Origin of the sequence: Oceanisphaera sp. IT1-181 (genome assembly GCF_033807535.1) — a bacterium.
GTDB lineage: Bacteria > Pseudomonadota > Gammaproteobacteria > Enterobacterales > Aeromonadaceae > Oceanimonas.
The window spans coordinates 2,009,342-2,029,377 of record NZ_CP136856.1; the positions used below are offsets into that span (position 1 = coordinate 2,009,342).

Annotated in this window: 17 protein-coding genes and 2 tRNA genes; 9 read left to right on the forward strand and 10 right to left on the reverse strand. The window is 49.9% G+C overall.

Annotated features, from left to right (window positions below; genetic code table 11):
• Positions 1 to 200 precede the first annotated feature (200 nt).
• The 6 genes from R0134_RS08960 to R0134_RS08985 are packed head-to-tail and all read left to right on the forward strand — an operon-like array spanning position 201 to position 5,459.
• Positions 201 to 1,253 carry an ABC transporter substrate-binding protein gene (locus R0134_RS08960; protein ID WP_319781541.1) on the forward strand — a complete coding sequence of 351 codons (1,053 nt, stop codon included), beginning with the start codon at positions 201 to 203 and terminating at the stop codon, positions 1,251 to 1,253.
• Positions 1,254 to 1,255: 2 nt separating this feature from the next.
• Positions 1,256 to 2,062 carry an alkaline phosphatase family protein gene (locus R0134_RS08965; RefSeq protein WP_319784340.1) on the forward strand — a complete coding sequence of 269 codons (807 nt, stop codon included), beginning with the start codon at positions 1,256 to 1,258 and terminating at the stop codon, positions 2,060 to 2,062.
• Positions 2,059 to 3,009 (forward strand): ABC transporter permease, encoded by a 951-nt coding sequence (locus R0134_RS08970; protein ID WP_319781542.1) that lies wholly within the window; start codon positions 2,059 to 2,061, stop codon positions 3,007 to 3,009. The genes R0134_RS08965 and R0134_RS08970 overlap by 4 nt, the downstream gene beginning before the upstream one ends.
• Positions 3,002 to 3,793, forward strand: coding sequence for an ABC transporter permease (locus tag R0134_RS08975; protein WP_319781543.1), 792 nt, complete (start codon positions 3,002 to 3,004; stop codon positions 3,791 to 3,793). Before R0134_RS08970 ends, R0134_RS08975 begins: the two co-directional genes overlap by 8 nt.
• The gene (locus R0134_RS08980; RefSeq protein ID WP_319781544.1) at positions 3,793 to 4,809 is read left to right on the forward strand and encodes an ABC transporter ATP-binding protein; all 1,017 of its coding nucleotides are present in this window, start codon (positions 3,793 to 3,795) and stop codon (positions 4,807 to 4,809) included. Before R0134_RS08975 ends, R0134_RS08980 begins: the two co-directional genes overlap by 1 nt.
• The gene (locus R0134_RS08985) at positions 4,809 to 5,459 is read left to right on the forward strand and encodes an HAD family hydrolase (RefSeq protein ID WP_319781545.1); all 651 of its coding nucleotides are present in this window, start codon (positions 4,809 to 4,811) and stop codon (positions 5,457 to 5,459) included. The genes R0134_RS08980 and R0134_RS08985 overlap by 1 nt, the downstream gene beginning before the upstream one ends.
• A gap of 160 nt (positions 5,460 to 5,619) precedes the next feature.
• Here R0134_RS08985 and R0134_RS08990 read toward each other — a convergent pair whose 3' ends face one another.
• Complete coding sequence (locus tag R0134_RS08990; RefSeq protein WP_319781546.1) at positions 5,620 to 6,297, reverse strand: L,D-transpeptidase family protein; 678 nt, start codon at positions 6,295 to 6,297, stop codon at positions 5,620 to 5,622.
• A 192-nt stretch (positions 6,298 to 6,489) separates the two neighbouring features.
• On the opposite strand from R0134_RS08990, the gene R0134_RS08995 reads away from it, so the two are divergent.
• The 3 genes from R0134_RS08995 (at position 6,490) to R0134_RS09005 (ending at position 8,395) form a co-directional block, all read left to right on the forward strand.
• Positions 6,490 to 7,095: a hypothetical protein gene (locus R0134_RS08995; RefSeq protein WP_319781547.1), complete on the forward strand. Its 606-nt coding sequence runs from the start codon at positions 6,490 to 6,492 to the stop codon at positions 7,093 to 7,095.
• A 185-nt stretch (positions 7,096 to 7,280) separates the two neighbouring features.
• Positions 7,281 to 7,685 (forward strand): antitoxin Xre-like helix-turn-helix domain-containing protein, encoded by a 405-nt coding sequence (locus R0134_RS09000; RefSeq protein ID WP_319781548.1) that lies wholly within the window; start codon positions 7,281 to 7,283, stop codon positions 7,683 to 7,685.
• A gap of 38 nt (positions 7,686 to 7,723) precedes the next feature.
• The gene (locus tag R0134_RS09005; RefSeq protein ID WP_319781549.1) at positions 7,724 to 8,395 is read left to right on the forward strand and encodes an RES family NAD+ phosphorylase; all 672 of its coding nucleotides are present in this window, start codon (positions 7,724 to 7,726) and stop codon (positions 8,393 to 8,395) included.
• Between the two features lie 1,451 nt (positions 8,396 to 9,846).
• Here the strand turns inward: R0134_RS09005 and R0134_RS09010 are convergent.
• From R0134_RS09010 to clpX, 9 genes are all read right to left on the reverse strand, one after another.
• Positions 9,847 to 9,933: transfer RNA gene (locus tag R0134_RS09010), tRNA-Leu, on the reverse strand.
• Between the two features lie 19 nt (positions 9,934 to 9,952).
• A tRNA-Cys gene (locus R0134_RS09015) sits at positions 9,953 to 10,026 on the reverse strand.
• Positions 10,027 to 10,280: 254 nt separating this feature from the next.
• Positions 10,281 to 10,829, reverse strand: a complete 549-nt coding sequence (gene pgsA / locus R0134_RS09020; protein WP_319781550.1) for a CDP-diacylglycerol--glycerol-3-phosphate 3-phosphatidyltransferase — start codon at positions 10,827 to 10,829, stop codon at positions 10,281 to 10,283.
• A gap of 47 nt (positions 10,830 to 10,876) precedes the next feature.
• The gene (gene uvrC, locus R0134_RS09025; protein WP_319781551.1) at positions 10,877 to 12,706 is read right to left on the reverse strand and encodes an excinuclease ABC subunit UvrC; all 1,830 of its coding nucleotides are present in this window, start codon (positions 12,704 to 12,706) and stop codon (positions 10,877 to 10,879) included.
• A gap of 6 nt (positions 12,707 to 12,712) precedes the next feature.
• On the reverse strand, positions 12,713 to 13,354 hold the full coding sequence (uvrY, locus tag R0134_RS09030) for a UvrY/SirA/GacA family response regulator transcription factor (protein WP_087038279.1): 642 nt from the start codon (positions 13,352 to 13,354) through the stop codon (positions 12,713 to 12,715).
• Between the two features lie 224 nt (positions 13,355 to 13,578).
• Positions 13,579 to 15,477 carry a SurA N-terminal domain-containing protein gene (locus R0134_RS09035; protein ID WP_319781552.1) on the reverse strand — a complete coding sequence of 633 codons (1,899 nt, stop codon included), beginning with the start codon at positions 15,475 to 15,477 and terminating at the stop codon, positions 13,579 to 13,581.
• Between the two features lie 114 nt (positions 15,478 to 15,591).
• Positions 15,592 to 15,867 (reverse strand): nucleoid-associated protein HU-beta, encoded by a 276-nt coding sequence (gene hupB, locus R0134_RS09040; protein ID WP_087038794.1) that lies wholly within the window; start codon positions 15,865 to 15,867, stop codon positions 15,592 to 15,594.
• Positions 15,868 to 16,125: 258 nt separating this feature from the next.
• Positions 16,126 to 18,477: an endopeptidase La gene (gene lon, locus R0134_RS09045; RefSeq protein WP_319781554.1), complete on the reverse strand. Its 2,352-nt coding sequence runs from the start codon at positions 18,475 to 18,477 to the stop codon at positions 16,126 to 16,128.
• Positions 18,478 to 18,734: 257 nt separating this feature from the next.
• Positions 18,735 to 20,018: an ATP-dependent protease ATP-binding subunit ClpX gene (clpX, locus tag R0134_RS09050; protein WP_319781555.1), complete on the reverse strand. Its 1,284-nt coding sequence runs from the start codon at positions 20,016 to 20,018 to the stop codon at positions 18,735 to 18,737.
• Positions 20,019 to 20,036: the final 18 nt, after the last annotated feature.

A 20,036-nucleotide genomic window follows, 5' to 3' on the forward strand; every position in this document is an offset into this window, starting at 1 on the left:
TTATGTTTACTCAATAGGCGTTGTTCGGTCACTGCCGCAAGCTGGCTAAGCGAGATTCAGTTTATCTGTGGTCTAACATCAGCGCCGGCCAGCGTCAGTTTATCTACTGGCATAAAACTGCCATAAAAACACCACCGAACTGTCATCTTCCTCACTTAGCATCGGCTTCGAACTTAGCTTACTCCTGAGGATTGAAATCGATGAACAGCATACTGAGAATATCCAGCCTATTGACCCTAAGCCTAAGCACGTCTGCTGTGCTTGCCGCCGATATCGCAGAGCTAGAACAAAAGGCGCGAGCAGAGGGAAAAATATACAGTGTTGGCATGCCTGATAGCTGGGCAAATTGGAAAGACACTTGGCAGGATTTAAGCGAACAATACGGCCTTGAGCATCAAGACACCGACATGAGCTCGGCTCAGGAAATTGCCAAGTTTGCCGCAGAAAAGGACCATGCCACCGCCGACATTGGCGACGTAGGTGCCGCTTTTGGCCCTATCGCCGTGCGCCAAGGCGTGACCCAAGCCTACAAACCCACCACCTGGGAACAGATCCCCGACTGGGCCAAAGACCAAGACGGCCACTGGATGCTGGGCTACACCGGTACTATCGCCTTTATCGTTAATAACGAACTGATACACAAAGCCCCCTCCTCTTGGCAAGACTTGCTAGACGGCGACTATCAGGTAACCGTGGGTGATGTGGGCGTGGCCGCACAAGCCAACAGCGCCATATTAGCCGCCGCTTTTGCGCAAGGAGGCGATGAGTCCAATATCAAGCCGGCACTGAATTTATTTGCCGAGTTGGCCAAACAAGGCCGCCTGTCCCCCATAGACCCCAACATTGCCAACCTAGAGAAAGGGGAAGTGGAAATGGCCATCTTGTGGGACTTTAACGCCCTTAATTATCGTGACCAAATTAATCGTGACCGCTTTACGGTGGTGATCCCCAGTGATGGCTCGCTGATTTCTGGCTACGCCACCATTATCAACAAATATGCTAAAAACCCGAACGCCGCCAAGCTGGCTCGAGAATATATTTTAAGTGATGCTGGGCAAATAAATCTGGCGCGCGGCTATGCCCGCCCCATCCGCGACAATGTCACCCTGCCTGCTGATGTGCAGGACAAACTGCTACCCCAAGAAATGTATACCGTGGCGCGTCCTATTTCCGACCATAAAGCCTGGGAGAAAAGCACTCGCACCTTATCTCGCCAATGGCAGTCGGCCGTACTCATTCATCAGCAGAGATAAGCATAATGAGCAAGGTCATACTGGTCGTAATAGACGGACTGGCCTATGAAGTAGCCCAACAGTGTATGGGCTACTTGCAGGGCTTGAACGAAGCGGAACAACTTACCAGCTATAAAATGCAATGCGAGCTGCCGGCGGTATCCCGCCCGCTTTATGAATGCATTCTCACCGGCACTCGGCCGGTGGACAGCGGAATATTGAATAATGATATGGTTCGCCTTAGCACTCAGCAGAGCCTGTTTTCTCTGGCGCGTTCGGCGGAGTTAACCACGGCGGCGGCGGCTTATCACTGGGTTAGCGAACTGTATAATCGCGCGCCCTATCAGCCGGTACGGGATCGTTTCACTCACGACTCGAAATTACCCATTCAGTATGGCCTGTTTTATTCTCAGGACCATTACCCAGACTGTCACCTGTTACAAGACGCGGAAATTCTACGCACCCGATTCGATCCGGATTTTTTGCTGATCCATCCCATGAACACCGACGACGCCGGCCATAAGTTCGGCCTAGACTCGCGCCAGTACCGCAACAGTGCCCGGCGTTTCGATCTGCTATTGGCCAACTATCTACCGCGCTGGCTGGATGAAGGCTATCAAGTGCTGATCACCAGCGATCACGGCATGAACCGAGATCACAGCCATAGCGGCATCTTGCCAGAAGAGCGAGATATACCGCTGTTGGTAGCAGGAGCCGCCTTCAGCCATAACCGTCATGCCCGCCCGCAACAAATTGAGCTGTGTGGCACTATCGCCAGCTTGCTGGGGATACCTCACGACAAACCCATGTGCAGCGAGTTATTGAAATGAGTGAACCTCTAACCGTCAGTACCTACCCAAGCACCAGCCCTCCCCAAAATTCCAGTCTTTCCCAAGCGCAAGCGCCCAGTCATCTTCGTCATAAAGCGTCGTCTGTGGCGGCTAAACCTGCAGCTTGGCGGCGCGGCCTGCCCTTATTGTGGCTGCTGCCCTTTGCATTACTGTTTGGCCTATTTCAACTGGCGCCCATGATCTGGGTCATGGTCAATGCCTTTCAGGTGGATGGTCACTGGAGCTTGGCCAATTTTAAAGAAATCATCGACTCGCCCTTTTATCTGCAGTCGTTCACTAACAGTATCGACTTGGCGCTGTGGTCCAGCCTGCTGGGCTTACTGATTGCACTGGCGGGAACCGCGGCACTGCGCCAAGTGCCGGGCAAGTTACAAGATATGGTGGTGGCCTTCACCACCATGGCCAGCAACTTTTCTGGGGTGCCGCTGGCGTTCGCCTTTATCGTGTTACTGGGCATGAACGGCGCCTTAACCTTACTGCTGCAAGAAGCCGGTATCGTCGAGAGCTTTAATTTATATTCTCGCAGCGGACTCATTGTTCTTTATACCTATTTTCAAATCCCGTTAGCCATTTTATTGCTCTACCCCGCGTTCGACGGTCTGCAAGAAGACTGGCGAGACGCCGCCGCCCTGCTCGGCGCTCGCCCGTGGCAATATTGGCTACGGGTAGTATTACCCGTGCTAACACCGGCCTTGTTGGGCACCTTTATCATATTGCTGGCCAATGCGCTGGGGGCCTATGCCAGTACTTTTGCGTTGATGACCAGCAACTATAACTTGGTCACCATCCAGATTTCCGCCTTGGTCGCCGGTGATATTTTTCTTGAGCCGCAGCTGGCCGCCGCCCTGTCGCTGTTACTGATGATGATCCTGCTGCTGGTGACCGCGGTCAATCAGTGGATTATTAGCCGGAGTCGTTATGAATAAATCACTCAAAGCCCCGCTGCTGGCCCGATTAACGGTCAACGGACTGCTGATTTTGCTAGTCGCCCCCATTATGACAACCTTGGTTTACTCCTTGTCTGCTCAATGGGGCGCACATATTTTACCGCGCGGCTTTACGTTCGACTGGTATATCACACTGTGGTCAGACAGCCGATTTTTGGCCGCCTTTGCCCGCTCACTACTGGTGTGTCTGGCCGCCTTGCTGCTCAGCCTGCTACTGATATTACCGACGCTATTTGTGGTGTTCTATTACTTTCCGCGATTGAAGAGTCTGATGAATCTGCTGATATTGCTGCCTTTTGCGGTGCCGCCTGTAGTGTCATCAGTCGGCCTATTACAGCTATATGCGGGGGGCCCGTTGCCACTGATTGGCGGGCCTTGGATTTTGATTTTCTGCTATTTCACGATCAGCCTGCCCTTTATGTACCGAGCACTGGCCAATAATCTGGACGCCATTCCATTATCGGACTTAATTGACGCGGCACACCTGCTGGGCGCCAGCACGGTGTTGGCTTTTCTGCGGGTGGTATTGCCGAACATCCGCAATGGCCTGCTGGCCGCGCTATTTTTGTCTTTTTCGTTCTTATTCGGCGAGTTTGTATTCGCCAATATGCTGGTCGGCACCCGTTTTGAAACGCTGCAGGTCTATCTGTATAGCCAACGTACCAACAGTGGCCATTTTACCAGCGCCATGGTGATGTCTTATTTTCTTTTTATTGGCGTCGCGACCTGGTTCGCCTTGCGCCTGCAAACTCGGAGCCGCTAATGCACTACCTAGAAGTTGCCAACCTGACCAAGTCGTTTACCGACACCCCAGTGTTCAAGGGCATCAGTTTCGATATCAGTAAAGGGGAGTTTGTTACTCTGCTCGGCCCTTCGGGCTGCGGTAAATCGACATTGCTACGCAGTATTGCGGGGCTAACCACGCCAGACAGCGGACAGATACGGGTCGCCGGAGAAGATATTACTTGGCTCAAGCCGCAACATAGGGGCATCGGCATGGTCTTTCAAAGCTATGCGTTGTTCCCCAATCTGACCGTGGCCGATAACATTGCCTTTGGCCTGACCATGCAGCGAATAAGCAAACCAGATATCATTCGCCGCGTGGCCGAGGTCATTGAACTGGTGGGCTTGAGCGGTCGAGAACGTGCTCATCCCGCTCAACTCTCCGGTGGCCAGCGCCAGCGCGTCGCCTTGGCGCGAGCACTGGTGGTACGCCCACGCATTCTGCTGCTAGACGAACCGTTGTCAGCACTCGATGCCCCGATTCGTAAACACCTACGCGAGCAGATCCGCACCATACAGCGACAACTGAATCTAACCACCGTATTTGTCACCCACGACCAAGAAGAAGCATTGACGCTATCGGATCGGGTATTCGTGATGAATCAAGGTCAAATAGTACAGGCTGATACCGCCGAGGCGGTCTACACTCGGCCCGCCAACGATTTTGTGGCAAGCTTTATTGGCAACTATAATCTGCTCTCTGCCGAACAAACATATTTATTGCTGAAGCTGACCATACACGGCAGACTGGCTGTGCGCCCTGAGTCCATCTATATTCGTGAGCAGGGTCGTGACTATGGTCCGGCAATGTCACCGCCCATACCAGCCAAAGTCAGTAGTCATCAACTACTGGGTAATGTGATCCGCTATCGTATCGAAGCTGCGGGCTGCCTGCTGACAGTAGATAAACTGAACCGAGGGGCAGAGGCATTATTATCGGTCGGCAGCCCACTTGAACTGCTATTCGATTGCAACGAGCTGAAGGAGGTTGCCTAATGAAATTAGCGATTTTTGATTTAGATGAAACCCTGATCGCCGGCGATTCAGCCCGCTTATGGCTAGAATATTTAGTGGATCGCAAGCTGATTTCCGCCGATATATTAGCCCAAGAAAAAAGCCTGATGGCCGCTTACTACCAGGGCCAGCTGGATATGGATGCCTATATGGCGCTGACCTTGGCACCCATTCGTTATTGGCAAGCGGACGTGCTTACCCCGCTCGTCGAAGACTTTGTGCAGCACTACGTTTTGCCTTTAGTTTATGTGGACGCTCAGGCGCGATTGCATTGGCATTTAACCCAAGGGCATACAGTGGTGATTATTTCTGCCACCGGCGAGCATCTGGTTAAACCAATCGCGCGCGCCCTCGGCGTAGAGCACGCCATCGGTATTTTGCTCGATTACTGTGACGGCGCCTATACTGGGCTCACCCGAGGCGTGCACAGCTATCAAGAAGGCAAGCTCACCCGCTTACAAGAATGGATGCAGCAACAAGGCATTACGCCCAGCACCAGTTACGGTTACAGTGACTCGCTTAATGATTTGCCGCTTTTGGAATACGTGGATCAAGCCGCCGTAGTCAATGGCGATAATTACTTATATCGCATCGCCGCCGAGCGCGGTTGGGAACTACTGACTTGGCGTTAGTACTCGCAGTCGGTTTATCAACATAAAAAAGCCCGCGTGAATACATAGTTTATTGACGATGCGTTTATACTAACCAGCTATTTATTCCATTATTAGCGCTGGTTAGATAATACGTGATAGGTAGCGCAGAATTTAATTTACTTTTTAAGTATCTCTACTTTTAAATATCGCTTTTAGGATATTTGGCAAATTCGCGAGAAATATCTGCATATAACTCTACCGCCCAACGCGGCAAATTATCGGAAAAACCATCTAATGGCAGTCGTCGTGGGTCGTGCGGCGCTATCACCACCGAAGCACGATGAGTCCCCACCTTATCAACCAGCACGAATAGCTCTTCTACGGCAATATCACCCACCGCCAAGCAACCGGTAGACTGCGCTTTACCGTGAATATAAATATCGCCACCTGGATTACTGCGCCCTTCTTTAGCGGCACGCATCAAGTCGTAAGAGTTGGGATAGTCGAGACGCATCGATAAATGAAACTGACTATTGGGGTTTAAATGAGTAATGCGATAAATCCCCTCCGGCACCTGCTTATCCCCTTCTCTTAATTTAGGGCCTGGGCCACCGCTGGCTTTACTGATGGGATAGCTGCGAATAAAGGTAAAGTCACCGTCATTACGCGCCCACAATTCGAGCTCTTTTTCTTCTTTCGTGGCCAAAAACACCACTTCTTGCGGGGGATAGGTAATGTTAGCGCGCATAAAGTAAGGCTTCATGCGTACTTCCGCTAAATAGCCATAAGCCGTCACCACTTCAGACACACTGCCGTGCGGATAATAAGCGCTCACCGCTGGGGCGCTAGCTAAAGTGGCCAAAATAAGTGCTGGCACGGTAAATCCTCGTAGAAGACGCATACGTAAGACTAAGCCCTATAAAAAGTAGATAACTCAATGATAGCGCGAGCGCGCCTCGGTTGTAATCTGTCGCAGCAATTTTTTTAATCACTACCACTCTCTCCAGCCTCGCTTGGACTTGTATTAGGATAAAGGTTATCCCTTATCTCCCATTGCTTGGAGTTTACGATGAAGTCAGCCCTTGTTGCTACCTTTCTACTGCTTACCTTATTGCTCAGCGGCTGTACCACGCTGGATACACTACCTTACTTTAACCGCGCCGAGAATGAAACGAATGCTAACTCAGCCACCGCCGACTCAACGAAAGATACGCTCGGTATTGCCGTTAGCCAAACTAAGCCCCCAACACTGGAAAGCATCACTTTTTTTACGGAAACGCTTTTTAGTAAAAAAACAGCCAAAAGCTGTGTGCAAGAGCCGCTTGCTGCCTCCAATGAAAATGAAGATACAGATGCCAGTACCCACTACTTAGGACTAGACGTGCTCACGACCAGCGGTGCTATTTCAGGAGAAAGTCGCCGACTCGGCATCTCGATCGGGCGCTATCAAATAACTTTTAAATTGGCACTACTCGGCCAGCATAATGGCACCCACTACGGCTTTAGCCAGCTACGCTTAGCCAAACAAAATAAGCTCAACCTCAGTAATCACGACTTACGCCCCATACTGACCAACAGCAGCGACAGCAAGCTGGTCTATCAAGCACTCGACACCCTGTTTAGAAAACTGGATGCCTGCACGGCGGGTGACCCAGCAACCACTGAGTCATCTTAAGCTCTGCACCAGCATCACTATCGATACACCGCCACCCCATGGTGGTAAGCAATCAGTGCTAGGAAGCGTGACCAACCACAAACAACTTGTTCATATATGCACAATTACACTAATATGATACAAAGTCGGACGCAAAACTAACGTTCGGCGCGAGCTTTAGATGTGCGCGTATGCAGGAGACTAAGATGAACACACAAATATTACCGGTCCAATCAACACAAGGCCCAGACCTAAGCAAGGCACTGCCGGTGGTGTTCAAAATTTTAGAACAATGGCAGTGCTCTACTGCAGAACAACTGGCGCTTTTGGGCATTCACTCTCGTTCAACATTGAACAAATATAAGTCTATGCATGGCGGCATTCGCCTTAGCCCAGACACCTTGGAGCGAATGAGCTATATCCTTAACATTCATAAGAGCCTGCGCATCTTATTTACTGCCGAAGACAGTGTTTATGGCTGGGTGCGTAAACCCAATACCCATCCATTCTTCGCCGGCAGGAGTGCCATGGAAGTAATGAATGCGGGCCGCGTTGCCGATTTGTATGAAGTATCTAAAAGGCTGAGTGCTTGGCGTGGAGGCATGGCTTGAGTGCAGAGCTAAAGACTGACCAACCAATTGAGCATCCAATGCAGCAACTAAAAGGCCAAGAATGTTATCGGCTGATCCCCAGTAAATATCCGCCGATAGACCTCTATGAAGACGTTGCTAATGTCGACGAGCTGGAAGCTGTATATGCAGTAGAAGCCATGACTAATCCTCGTTTACTTGAAGAAGCAGGCGATCTTAGTTTAATACCCAAAGCCGATTGGTTAGTTGGCGTTGCTCATGCCAGCTATGTCATGGCTGCATTCACCCATATCAATCCGGAAGGCGCACGGTTTACCACCGGCGACTTTGGTGGCTACTACTGCGCCCCAACTCTTGATACCGCCATCAAAGAAACCATTTATCATCAAGAACGGCTTTATGGTTACACCAATGAGCCCGCGCAACGTATTCAAATGCGCTCGTTATTTGCGCATTTCGATGCCAACCTCATCGATCTTACTGGACCCGCGCATTTATCATCACACCTCTACCACTCCACCGATTACAGCCACAGCCAGGCATTCGCCAATGCACAAAGAATCCAAGGCGTCGATGGTTTGCTGTATCGCTCGGTCAGACATACCGCACATAACTGCTTCGTACTTTACAAACCCAAACTGTTCACCGACATCTGCCAAGCTAAACATTTCGAATACTGTTGGAACGGCAGTGCCATCACCAGCGTGCTAGAAATGCGTATTTATAGCTGATCGCCGAGTTAAACGTTTAGGCTTTCAGGCGCTGATCCGAAAAATTCTGATTCGGTTTGCCGATGCGGAAAGAAACGCCTATTACAAGATACCGTGCAACAAGTACGAACAAGACAGAGGGTAAATCTAGGTGGAATGAGCAACGACTGGAGCTTAAAGCAGGTTAAAATGCTCAAAACTGACCAGAGTACTGGTCTGCGCCACACAGAAACGCCCTTCTTACCGTGCGACTGACGCAATGCTAGAAGGACGTCGTGTAACAGGCGTACCTGACAGGCTGACTTGAGTAAAACGGGGTATAGGCATCCGCCCATCCTAAAAAAACCAAACGCGAACTCTTTGAGTGTAGTTTTCAAGCCAAAAATTTTACAACGACATGGGTGGCCTGTTAGGCATTAGGTTTGATGCTCTCGTAAATTTACTTTTTATCAATTACTAGGCATCTAAATATCGACTCATAACTACCGTTCAATAATTTTCAATAGTAAAAACTAATAGCCTGGCATAACGGTGTAAGGATTAACGTCCATTATTTCTACACACCACTCCTCGAAACCGTATAGTTTAGAGCCACATTGAATTTCCTTGAATCTACACCGCAAAAGCGCCGCTGTCATCCCTATGACTTAGATCAAAAACACTCACAATATATACAGTCCAAGTGGACACCATAATTCGTATGCAAGAGAGCTTACATCGTAACTCTAAGAATGTCATTCCCAAGCTTGGGGCACATAACTTAAGCATTTAAAATCCATTGACCTGACCTACAAAAAATCGCAAATCCATTTTTAAGGTGATTGGTATCAATTGACATCTGTATTTACGTGCTTACGTCACCGTCAGAGGACTCCTGACTTCAGAGAGGCGGGAGGAATTGCCATAGCCAACCGTCAAATGCTAGGGATGGCATTTGCCGAGCGTCGCATGGGGCGAGCTTGTCTCGCCGTGACGAACTTTTAGTCTAACCGAACATCCAGTGAATGTTCGCAGTAGGCTAAAAAGATGAGAGGCAAAACCTTTAGCGCGTTGGCGGAGGCAAGCTGCGGCCTCTTGGCTCGGGGTTTACAACTCATTGCGTTGTGGCTCAAAGACAGGTTACATGTTCTTAGCGGGATTTAAACTATCCTGCTTCGCAGGACCGCCAGCTAAAGCGGCAACATGGCTTGTTTGTAGCCCGAGACTGCTATTAACCATCCAACTACACAGAACAGCCGAAACTCTCTGACTAAGAAAAGTGGCCGCTACAATAGGGTGCTTCTTTTGTTGAACTTGGTGCTGCTCTTATTCAGCCAGCTGCGCTGGCCCGCCGAATAAATTGGCGGCTACGAAGGCCACAGCTAAAACGCGGGACGACAAAGACGGTGTGGGTTTCGTAGCACCAAGCTTTACACCACTTAATTTCAGGCACAAAAAAGCCACTCTTGCGAGTGGCTCTTTTGTTTTACTTTTGGTGCCCGGAGCCGGAATTGAACCGGCACGCCCTTGCGAGCGAGGGATTTTAAATCCCTTGTGTCTACCGATTTCACCATCCGGGCAGACTAAGCTTAGTGAGGCTGGAGGCGCGTTCCGGAGTCGAACCGGACTACGCGGATTTGCAATCCGCTGCATAACCGCTTTGCTAACGCGCCGTTTGAGTTGCTTGCCTCACTCACTTGCTAGGCATTTTAATGATTCCTGCGCCTAATGCAACACTAATCTATACTTAAAAGTTCGTTCGCACATTTTTTAAACGCCAATGACTTTTTTTGTATATTTATTAATCTTTTCAAGCATTAAACACCAAATATGAGCGGTTTAATGTCAGGCTAAAGGGATAAAAACTCACTGTAGATTGGCTTTTATCCCGCGCACCCCGCCCTCTTTATTACGGATTGCTGAATATTTAAGCTGGACGAGTTAAATCACCCCAAGCAGCTCTTAGATAATCGTATGCTGAATACAAGGTTAAGCCGGTGGCCACGTACAAGAGTACGTAACTGGCCCAAATCATGTAGATGTCGCGCTGCCAAATTAGACCGGTGAGCGCCACCATCTGAATGGTCGTTTTCCACTTACCAATCCAACTCACCGCCACTTGTGAACGCTGGCCAATTTCGGCCATCCATTCGCGCAGCGCCGAGATGATGATTTCTCGCCCGATCATAACCAGCGCCGGTATGGTGATCAGCGCAGAGCTAAAGTCTTCGACTATGATAATCAGCGCCGCGGCGACCATCACTTTGTCGGCCACCGGATCGAGAAATGCACCAAACGGTGTGCTTTGTTTTAGGGTGCGCGCTAAAAAGCCATCCAACCAGTCGGTGGCAGCCGCCAGTGCAAACACACCCGCCGCCCACATATTTGCGTTCTCCATCTGTATATAAAACAGAATGATGAACACGGGGATCAACAGTAATCGAAAAAAAGTCACAGAATTAGGTATATTTATCATTGTTTTAACGCCATAAGATCATACCCGTCCATGGTGCATGATGCGGTTTAGTGATGCAATGCATCGTGGATTTTTTCTGCCAAGGCTTGGCTAATGCCCGGTACCTTGGCCAGCTCGTCAATACTGGCGCGCTTTACTTCTTGTATGCCACCTAAGTACTTTAGCAAAGCCTGGCGGCGCTTGGCGCCCACACCGGGGATAGTTTCTAAGGTACTGGTGGTTCTCGCCTTGCCACGCTGGGCGCGGTGACCGGTAATGGCAAAACGGTGCGATTCATCACGAATATGCTGAATAAGGTGCAGTGCTGGCAAGTCGGCGGGTAAATGTCGCTCTTCATGACTGCCGCCCATCACTAAGGTTTCTAATCCTGCCTTGCGAGTCACGCCTTTAGCCACACCTATTAATAATGGCTGGCGTGGGCTGTCCGCCAGCTCACGGGCGATCACCTCTTCGGCGCGGGCTAGCTGCCCTAAGCCGCCATCTATAAATAAGATATCTGGTAGTTTATCGATGTCCGCTTGATGAAAGCGCCGGCTTAACGCTTGCTCCATGGCCGCATAATCGTCGCCCGGCGTAATGCCGGTGATATTAAAACGCCGATACTCACTTTTTTGCGGGCCTTCATGATTAAAGACCACGCACGAGGCCACGGTTTTTTCGCCCATGGTATGCGAAATATCAAAGCATTCCATGCGCGTAATCGGCGGGCAAGCCAGCACTTCTTCTAGCTGTAATAAACGTTGGCGCTGGGTGCTGCGGTGCGCCAATCTACTGGCCAGCGCCGTTTGTGCGTTAGTGGTGGCCAGTTTAATAAAGCGCGCCCGCTCCGCGCGGGTACGGCTGCGCAGTTTAATGCGTCGACCATAATGCTGACTGAGAGTATCGCTGAGCACGGCTTCGTCCGCTAAGGTTTGGTCGAGCAAGATCTCCGCCGGCGCTTCGCGCCCACCAATGCCGGCCAAATAAAACTGCAGCACGAAGCTTTGCAGAATTTCTTCCGCATCTGTATCCGGCGGCATTTTGGGGAAATAACTGCGACTGCCCAGTATCTTGCCTTGGCGAATAAATAATACTTGCACGCAGGCCTGGCTGGGCGACACCGCCAAGCCAATCACGTCTAAGTCGTCCTGTACATTACCACTCACAAACTGCTGCTCTTGTACCCGACGCAGCGCCTGCAATTGATCCCGATATTTGGCCGCATCTTCAAAGCGCAAATCGGTACTGGCCGACTCCATGCTATTGGCTAAATTTTGCAGCACTTGCTGATTTTTACCCTGCAAGAACAAACGGGCCAATTGCAGTTGATGGGCATATTCTTCATCGCTCACTAGCCCTTTTACACAGGGGCCAGAACAGCGTTTCAGTTGATATAACAAACATGGGCGAGAGCGATTGGCATACACGCTGTCTTCGCATTGGCGCACCGGAAATAGCTTTTGCATCAGATGCAGGCTTTCACGCACCGCGGCCCCATTCGGATAAGGGCCAAAGTACTCGCCTTTTTTCTTGCGCGCACCACGATGTAGCCCAATGCGGGGATGGCGGTGATCGCTGATCAAGATATAGGGGTAAGACTTGTCGTCGCGCAGCAATACATTGTAGCGCGGCAGATGTTGCTTGATGAGATTGTGCTCAAGGATCAAAGCTTCGGTTTCGGTGTGCGTCACCGTGACCTGAACATCACGAATATTGCGCACCAAAGCACGGGTTTTTTCGCCGCTAACCTGAGTACGGAAATAAGAAGACAGCCGCTTTTTTAGATTTTTAGCCTTACCCACATAAATAATCACCCCGGCATCATCAAACATCAGATACACACCGGATTGCTCGGTTACGACGGCAAGAAAATCTTTAGCATCAAAGGGCGCACTCATTACGGATTAAATTTTTTCCGAATCCAACATGCCATAGCGAATAGCCAAATGGGTCAACTCCACATCGCCATTGATATCAAGTTTACTGAACAAACGATAGCGATAGCTGTTTACAGTTTTAGGGCTTAAATTTAACTGCTCAGAGATATCCGTAACTCTTTGACCTTTAGTGATCATCAACATGATTTGTAATTCACGTTCCGATAACTGTTTAAACGGGTTCTCTTCATTAGAAAACTGACTTAATGCCATGCGCTGAGCAATTTCTGGCGAAATATAGCGCTGGCCGCTCTGTACCAAACGAATGGCGTTGATCATTTCATCGGGTGCCGCACCCTTGGTCAAGTAGCCGCTGGCACCGGCCTGCATTACTTTGGTGGGAAAAGGATTTTCAGTATTGATGGTCAGCACAATAATTTTAATTTCTGGGCTGGCGCGCAGAATTTTGCGCGTGGCTTCCAAACCGCCAATGCCCGGCATATTCATGTCCATCAACACCACGTCTGGCTGCTGCTCGCGACACCAAAGCACGGCATCTTCACCGCTTTTAGCCTCGCCCAGCACTTTCATTCCTTTGACGTCTTCTAGTATGCGTCGGATCCCTGTGCGCACTAACTCATGGTCATCAACCAAGAATACGTTAATCAAAAGATGCTCTCCGACTGCGTGACTGATTTATATATAAGACATACTTATACCTGCATCATATCGAAGTTACCTCGGAAAAGAAAACGCTGCTGACGACTCGCGACCATTGTTTATTCACAAAGGCGATATCACGGCTGATATCGCGAGAATTTATAATAGAAAAAGGCGCCGCAGCGCCTTATGTTATTGAAAAGTTTTGAATTATCTAAAATTATCGAAAGCGATTAAAAATCATCTTCCGGCGCAGTTAACTCGCGATACTTTATGTTGGCAGATGCTTTAAGTGCCAGTATCAAACTTTCATATTCTCTTTGTCCTTGAATGGCATTTTGCCCTTCTTGGATTTGTGTCTTTAACTCAGTGCTGTCGGTGGGCGTGGTCACTTGGTTAAGCTTCACTACCGCCAAGCTGCCGTCGGTAAGTGTCAGCTGCTGCACGCTGGCCGCGTCTTTGACTGGCGCAGGCATGGCAAACAAGGCACTGATCAAAGCGGCGTCTTGCTCGCTTTCGCGAGTAATAGCGTTCAATTCAGTCACGCTCAGTTCATGCTTGGCTAACCAAGCGGCTTGCTCGCCCTTAGACCAGGCTTGCTGCAACTCGGTCGCCGCCTGCTCAGCTAACTCTGTGGTGTTAACTTGAGTCGCTTGCTCACGGGCTTGGGCTTGTACCTCAACAAACTCACGCGGTGCGGCTGGGCGCTGCTCAACCACACGCAAAACCAGCGCTTTATTGTCGCCTAGCTCAATCACTTCTGAGTTCATGCCCTGCTCGCGCAGATCAGCTGAGAAGGCTTGGGCGATGACCCGTGGGTCTTTAAGTATGGCCGGTGCCTCTGCTGCAGAAAAGAACTCAGTAGAAACCACTTTTAAGTTCAGCTCTTGTGCCGCCATGTCTAAGGAGTCAGGGAATTCAAAGGTTAAATCCGCTAAGCGCTGTTCTTGCTCATAAAAATTGCTGGCCGCTTGTTCTTTGGCCAAGCGCGCCGCAATTGCCTCACGCACTTCAGACAAAGGTTTAGTCTGCACGTCTTTTTTATCTAGCAAGGTAATCAGATGAAAACCGTCAGCACTTTCTACCACGCCAGATACATCACCCACTTCGGCTAAGGCAAAGGCTGCTTTATCAAAGCTGGCATCCAAGGTCTCTTCTTCTATCCAGCCTAAGTCGCCGCCCTGCTCGCCCGAAAACGCATCTTCAGACTCGGTCTTGGCTAACTCAGCAAAGGACTCACCGGCTGCAATGCGCTCGGCAATGGCCGTTAACTTCTCTTGGGCACCGTCAGCTTTAAGCAGCATGATATGAGCCAGCTTGCGCTCGGCAGGTTGGCGATAAGCGTTGATGTTGGCTTGGTACTCATCGGCAATTGTTTTATCGTCTACTTGCGCCGCCGCCTCACTGTGGGTATCCAGCAACAAATAGTTAATTTTCACTTGCTCTGGGCGCTGGAATTTCGCCAAGTTGGCATCGTAGTAAGCTTTCACTTGCTCGTCGCTTAAACTGACCTGCTTGGCAAAGTCATTTAACGGAATACGCACTAACTCTGCATCACGCAGCTGGCGGCTGAGCTTATCTAACAGACCCGCTTCCGCTTCTAGGGCAAAGCTTGAGTCAATCAAAGCGTTTAATAACAGCTGACGACTTAAGTCTTGGCGCAAGTTATCGCGCAATTGATCGGCACTGATGCCACTGCGGGATAACAACAGCTGATAACGCTCATTGCTAAACTGACCGTCTGCTTGAAATTCGGGGAGCGCACGAATGGCATCACGCACTTGTTTGTCACTGACATAAATGCCCAGCTCCGCCACTTTTTGGTCAACTAAGCGCTGTTCAACTAGCTGCTCTAATACGGAGCGGCGCACTTGTTCGACATAAAGCGGATCAGACAAGAGTTCACTGAACTGCGGACCTAACTGATTCTCTAAGCGAGCGCGTTCGTTGCGATAGGCATTTTCTAGCGTTTGGGCGCTAATATCATCGCCATTGACCACGGCGGCCACTTCTTCCTTGGGCTGAGTGACATAGCTGCCTACGCCGGCCAAGGCAAAAGATAAAATAATCAGCACTAATATGACTTTGGAGACGGTGCCTTGCGCGCCCGCTCTGAGTTTGTCGAAAAACATAATCGGTTGTTACTCCCACTAGAGGGGGTTCTCTTCTAATCGAAAAAAAAGCGCACCGTGTGATGCGCCTTCTCGTCATGGCTTAGCTCACGCTAAGTCTTACTTTACGCAGTCTTAGTTATTAACGGCGTCTTTCAATGTTTTACCGGCTTTAAAACCTGGAGTTTTCGCGGCCGCAATCTCGATAGCAGCACCGGTTTGTGGGTTACGACCAGTACGTGCCGCGCGCTCACGCACAGAGAAAGTACCAAAGCCCACTAAAGAGACGGTGTCGCCTTCTTTGAGGGTTTCAGTAATGGATTCAACAAATGCATCCAAAGCACGGCCAGCCGCAGCTTTAGTAATATCGGCGCCTTCGGCAATCTTATCGATCAGTTGAGATTTATTCACGGTCATTCCCCTTGTTATGTATGCGTTGCTGTTGATGGCAAGCGTAACGTTAACATTGTTAGTGTGAGTTGATTATTGTAAGACAGTTATTGTGATACGGATGACATCGCTCAAACCTGAGCGAATGCCTGCCAACTGGCACTCTCTATTATCGACACAATGTCATCCATATACAGCGCCAGCTAAATAAAGTGTTCCAAGGCTACTGCGTGTTAGGGCTGCTGACAAGTCAGAAACCCTCCATTAACGCGAAAAACCTTATACTGACACCACTGAAAAGCTTTCTGGTGGCTGTTCAAGGGCCAATTCCAGTACCTCTTCAATCCAGCGCACCGGACGAATATCCAAATCTTGCTTCACGTTCTCTGGAATATCTTCCAAGTCACGCTCGTTTTCTTTGGGGATCAGTACCATCTTGATGCCACCACGGCGGGCGGCTAACAGCTTCTCTTTTAAGCCACCGATTGGCAATACTTCACCGCGCAAGGTGATTTCACCAGTCATGGCGACATCGGCGCGCACCGGGTTACCGGTTAAGCTCGACACCAAGGCCGTACACATGGCAGCACCGGCACTGGGGCCATCTTTAGGCGTGGCACCTTCTGGCACGTGCACATGAATATCACGTTTTTCATGGAAGTCGCTATTAATACGCCATTTATCTGCGCGTGAGCGCACCACCGTCATGGCGGCTTGCACCGACTCTTTCATCACGTCGCCCAATGAACCGGTATAGGCCAGCTTGCCCTTACCCGGTACGTTGGCTACTTCGATGGTCAGCAGCTCGCCGCCCACTTCGGTCCATGCCAGACCGGTCACTTGACCGATTTGGTTATGATCTTCGGCTTTGCCGTAATCAAAGCGCTGCACGCCCAGGTAATTTTTTAAATTTTCCTGATTGATCTGCACATGCTTGATGGTTTTATCGAGCATAATTTCTTTCACGGCTTTTCGGCACAGCTTAGAGATTTCGCGCTCCAAGCTTCGCACGCCCGCTTCACGGGTGTAATAGCGAATAATGCCCACGATTGCTGAGTCTTCAATCGTTATCTCACTTTTCTTCAAACCGTTGCGCTCGATTTGCTTATCCAACAAGTGATTTTTGGCGATATTGAGCTTTTCGTCTTCCGTATAACCGGATAAACGGATCACTTCCATACGGTCCAATAACGGGCCCGGGATATTCATCGAGTTAGAGGTGGCGACGAACATCACGTCCGACAAATCATAATCCACTTCTAAATAGTGATCGTTAAAGCTGTTATTTTGCTCAGGATCCAACACTTCTAATAATGCAGAAGCGGGATCGCCGCGCATATCGGAGGCCATCTTGTCGATTTCATCGAGCAAGAACAGTGGGTTACGCACCCCAACTTTGGCCATCTTTTGGATAAGCTTGCCCGGCAAGGAGCCGATATAAGTACGACGGTGACCGCGAATTTCCGCCTCGTCACGTACGCCACCCAACGCCATGCGCACATACTTGCGGCCCGTGGCTTTGGCAATCGACTGACCGAGTGAAGTTTTACCCACACCCGGTGGCCCCACTAAGCACAGGATAGGCCCTTTCAGCTTGCTGGTACGGCTTTGCACTGCCAGATACTCGATGATGCGCTCTTTGACCTTTTCGAGGCCATAGTGGTCTGCATCAAGCATTTCTTCGGCTTTGGCTAAGTCTTTTTTCACCTTGGATTTTTTCTTCCAAGGCACGGCTACCATCCAGTCGATGTAGCTGCGCACCACGGTCGCTTCCGCAGACATGGGTGACATCATTTTCAGCTTGGCAAACTCGGCATCGGTTTTAGTGCGCGCTTCTTCACTCATGCCCGCATCTTCAATCTTTTGCAGCAGCGCTTCAAATTCGTCGGGCACATCGTCCATCTCGCCCAATTCTTTTTGAATCGCCTTCATCTGCTCGTTGAGGTAGTACTCGCGCTGACTTTTTTCCATCTGCTTTTTCACGCGGGCACGAATACGACGCTCAACTTGCAGCACATCCATTTCTGATTCCATCATGGCCATCAGATATTCAAGACGCTCACCTACTTCCGCCATTTCCAGCACTTTTTGCTTATCTTCGAGCTTAAGCGGCATGTGCGCGGCCATGGTGTCGGCCAAACGGGCGGCGTCTTCAATGGCAGACAGCGAGGTTAATACCTCAGGTGGGATCTTTTTATTGAGCTTGATGTAATTTTCAAACTGGGTAATGGCGGAGCGTACTAACACTTCTTGCTCACGCTCGGCCAAGGGGGCCGTTTCGAGATACTGCGCTTCGGCCACGTAGTAGCCATCCACTTCGCGTAAGTTTTCCAAACGCGCGCGCTGGCCACCCTCCACCAACACCTTCACGGTGCCGTCTGGCAGCTTCAGCAATTGCAGTATGTTGGCCACTGTGCCCACGTCATACAGCTCGTCGGCTTTGGGGTCATCGGTCGCCGCTTCTTTCTGGGCGATGAGCAATACTTTTTTATCTTGTTCCATGGCCGCTTCTAAGCAGCGGATGGATTTTTCCCGGCCCACAAACAGTGGGATCACCATATGTGGGTATACCACCACGTCACGGAGAGGCAAAACGGGGGTGTCGATGCGTTCACAACGCTCTAGGGTCATAGTGTCCTCTCAGCTTGAATGCAATGTAATAGGCGCTTGAGGCAGTATATGGGGGCAAGATCAGAAGATTCAATCATTGAATAGCCAAAAACGGAAAAAGGGGCATAAAGCCCCTTTAAACCGCTCGAAAATGACGCGATTGATGATTAAATCACCGTTTTGATATTCATCATTTCCTCGACGCGCTTGGTCAACAGCCATGATTAAAACAAAAAACGCGGCCTAAACCGCGTTCTATTATTGATTAAACATAGTGCTTATTTATCGCCCACTGCGGCTTGATTTTCGCCTTTTTGATAAATCAGCAACGGCGCCGACTCACCCTTGATCACGGTTTCATCGATCACCACCTTGGCCACATCACTTTGTGCAGGCAAGTCGTACATAGTATCGAGTAATACCGCTTCTACGATAGAGCGTAAGCCCCGTGCGCCCGTCTTGCGCTCCATCGCCTTATGGGCGATGGCGCGTAAGGCGTCTTCACGAAACTCCAGCTCTACGTCTTCAAGGGCAAATAACGCACTGTATTGCTTAGTCAGGGCGTTTTTTGGCTCAGATAAGATCTGTACCAGTGCCGATTCATCTAATTCAGTCAGCGTCGCCACTACTGGCAAACGACCGATAAACTCAGGGATCAAACCGTATTTAACCAAATCTTCCGGTTCAACCTGAGTAAAGGTTTGGCTCAGTGAGGAGTTATTGTTTTTGCTCTTCACTTGCGCGCCAAAACCAATACCAGTGCCTTTGTCTAGGCGCTGCTCAATCACTTTATCAAGGCCGGCAAAAGCACCACCACAGATAAACAGGATTTTTGAGGTATCAACCTGCAAAAACTCTTGCTGTGGATGCTTGCGTCCGCCTTGCGGCGGCACAGAGGCAATGGTGCCTTCAATCAGCTTCAATAGCGCTTGCTGCACCCCTTCACCCGACACATCACGGGTAATGGAGGGGTTATCGGACTTACGAGAAATTTTATCAATCTCATCGATATAAACGATGCCGCGCTGGGCTTTTTCTACATCGTAGTCACATTTTTGCAGCAGCTTTTGGATGATGTTTTCAACGTCTTCCCCCACATAACCGGCTTCGGTCAAGGTGGTGGCATCGGCCATGGTAAAAGGCACATCCAATAAGCGAGCCAAGGTCTCGGCCAGCAAGGTTTTACCGCAACCGGTAGGGCCGATCAGCAAGATATTGGACTTACCCAACTCTACGCCATCGGTCACGCCCGCATTACGCAATCGCTTGTAGTGGTTATACACGGCCACCGCTAACACTTTTTTCGCGTGATCTTGACCAATCACATAGTCATCTAAATTAGCGCGAATTTCGTGCGGCGTCGGCAGCTTATCACCCTCTTGTTTGGGCGATATGTCCTTGATCTCTTCCTGAATGATGTCTTCGCAGAGCTCGACACATTCGTCACAAATGTAGACGGAAGGGCCGGCTATGAGTTTGCGCACTTCGTGTTGGCTTTTTCCACAAAAAGAACAGTACAGCAGTTTGCCGCCGTCCCCTTCGCCCTTGCGTTTTTCAGTCATTCAGTCACCTCGTTTTGC

Excerpts from the sequence above, each read along its gene's own strand:
- R0134_RS08960 (WP_319781541.1), top strand. The coding sequence starts at position 201 with ATGAACAGCATACTGAGAATATCCAGCCTATTGACCCTAAGCCTAAGC.
- R0134_RS08970 (WP_319781542.1), top strand. The coding sequence starts at position 2,059 with ATGAGTGAACCTCTAACCGTCAGTACCTACCCAAGCACCAGCCCTCCC.
- R0134_RS08975 (WP_319781543.1), top strand. The coding sequence starts at position 3,002 with ATGAATAAATCACTCAAAGCCCCGCTGCTGGCCCGATTAACGGTCAAC.
- R0134_RS08980 (WP_319781544.1), top strand. The coding sequence starts at position 3,793 with ATGCACTACCTAGAAGTTGCCAACCTGACCAAGTCGTTTACCGACACC.
- R0134_RS08985 (WP_319781545.1), top strand. The coding sequence starts at position 4,809 with ATGAAATTAGCGATTTTTGATTTAGATGAAACCCTGATCGCCGGCGAT.
- R0134_RS08995 (WP_319781547.1), top strand. The coding sequence starts at position 6,490 with ATGAAGTCAGCCCTTGTTGCTACCTTTCTACTGCTTACCTTATTGCTC.
- R0134_RS09000 (WP_319781548.1), top strand. The coding sequence starts at position 7,281 with ATGAACACACAAATATTACCGGTCCAATCAACACAAGGCCCAGACCTA.
- R0134_RS09005 (WP_319781549.1), top strand. The coding sequence starts at position 7,724 with ATGCAGCAACTAAAAGGCCAAGAATGTTATCGGCTGATCCCCAGTAAA.
- pgsA (WP_319781550.1), bottom strand. The coding sequence starts at position 10,829 with ATGATAAATATACCTAATTCTGTGACTTTTTTTCGATTACTGTTGATC.
- uvrC (WP_319781551.1), bottom strand. The coding sequence starts at position 12,706 with ATGAGTGCGCCCTTTGATGCTAAAGATTTTCTTGCCGTCGTAACCGAG.
- R0134_RS09035 (WP_319781552.1), bottom strand. The coding sequence starts at position 15,477 with ATGTTTTTCGACAAACTCAGAGCGGGCGCGCAAGGCACCGTCTCCAAA.
- lon (WP_319781554.1), bottom strand. The coding sequence starts at position 18,477 with ATGACCCTAGAGCGTTGTGAACGCATCGACACCCCCGTTTTGCCTCTC.
- clpX (WP_319781555.1), bottom strand. The coding sequence starts at position 20,018 with ATGACTGAAAAACGCAAGGGCGAAGGGGACGGCGGCAAACTGCTGTAC.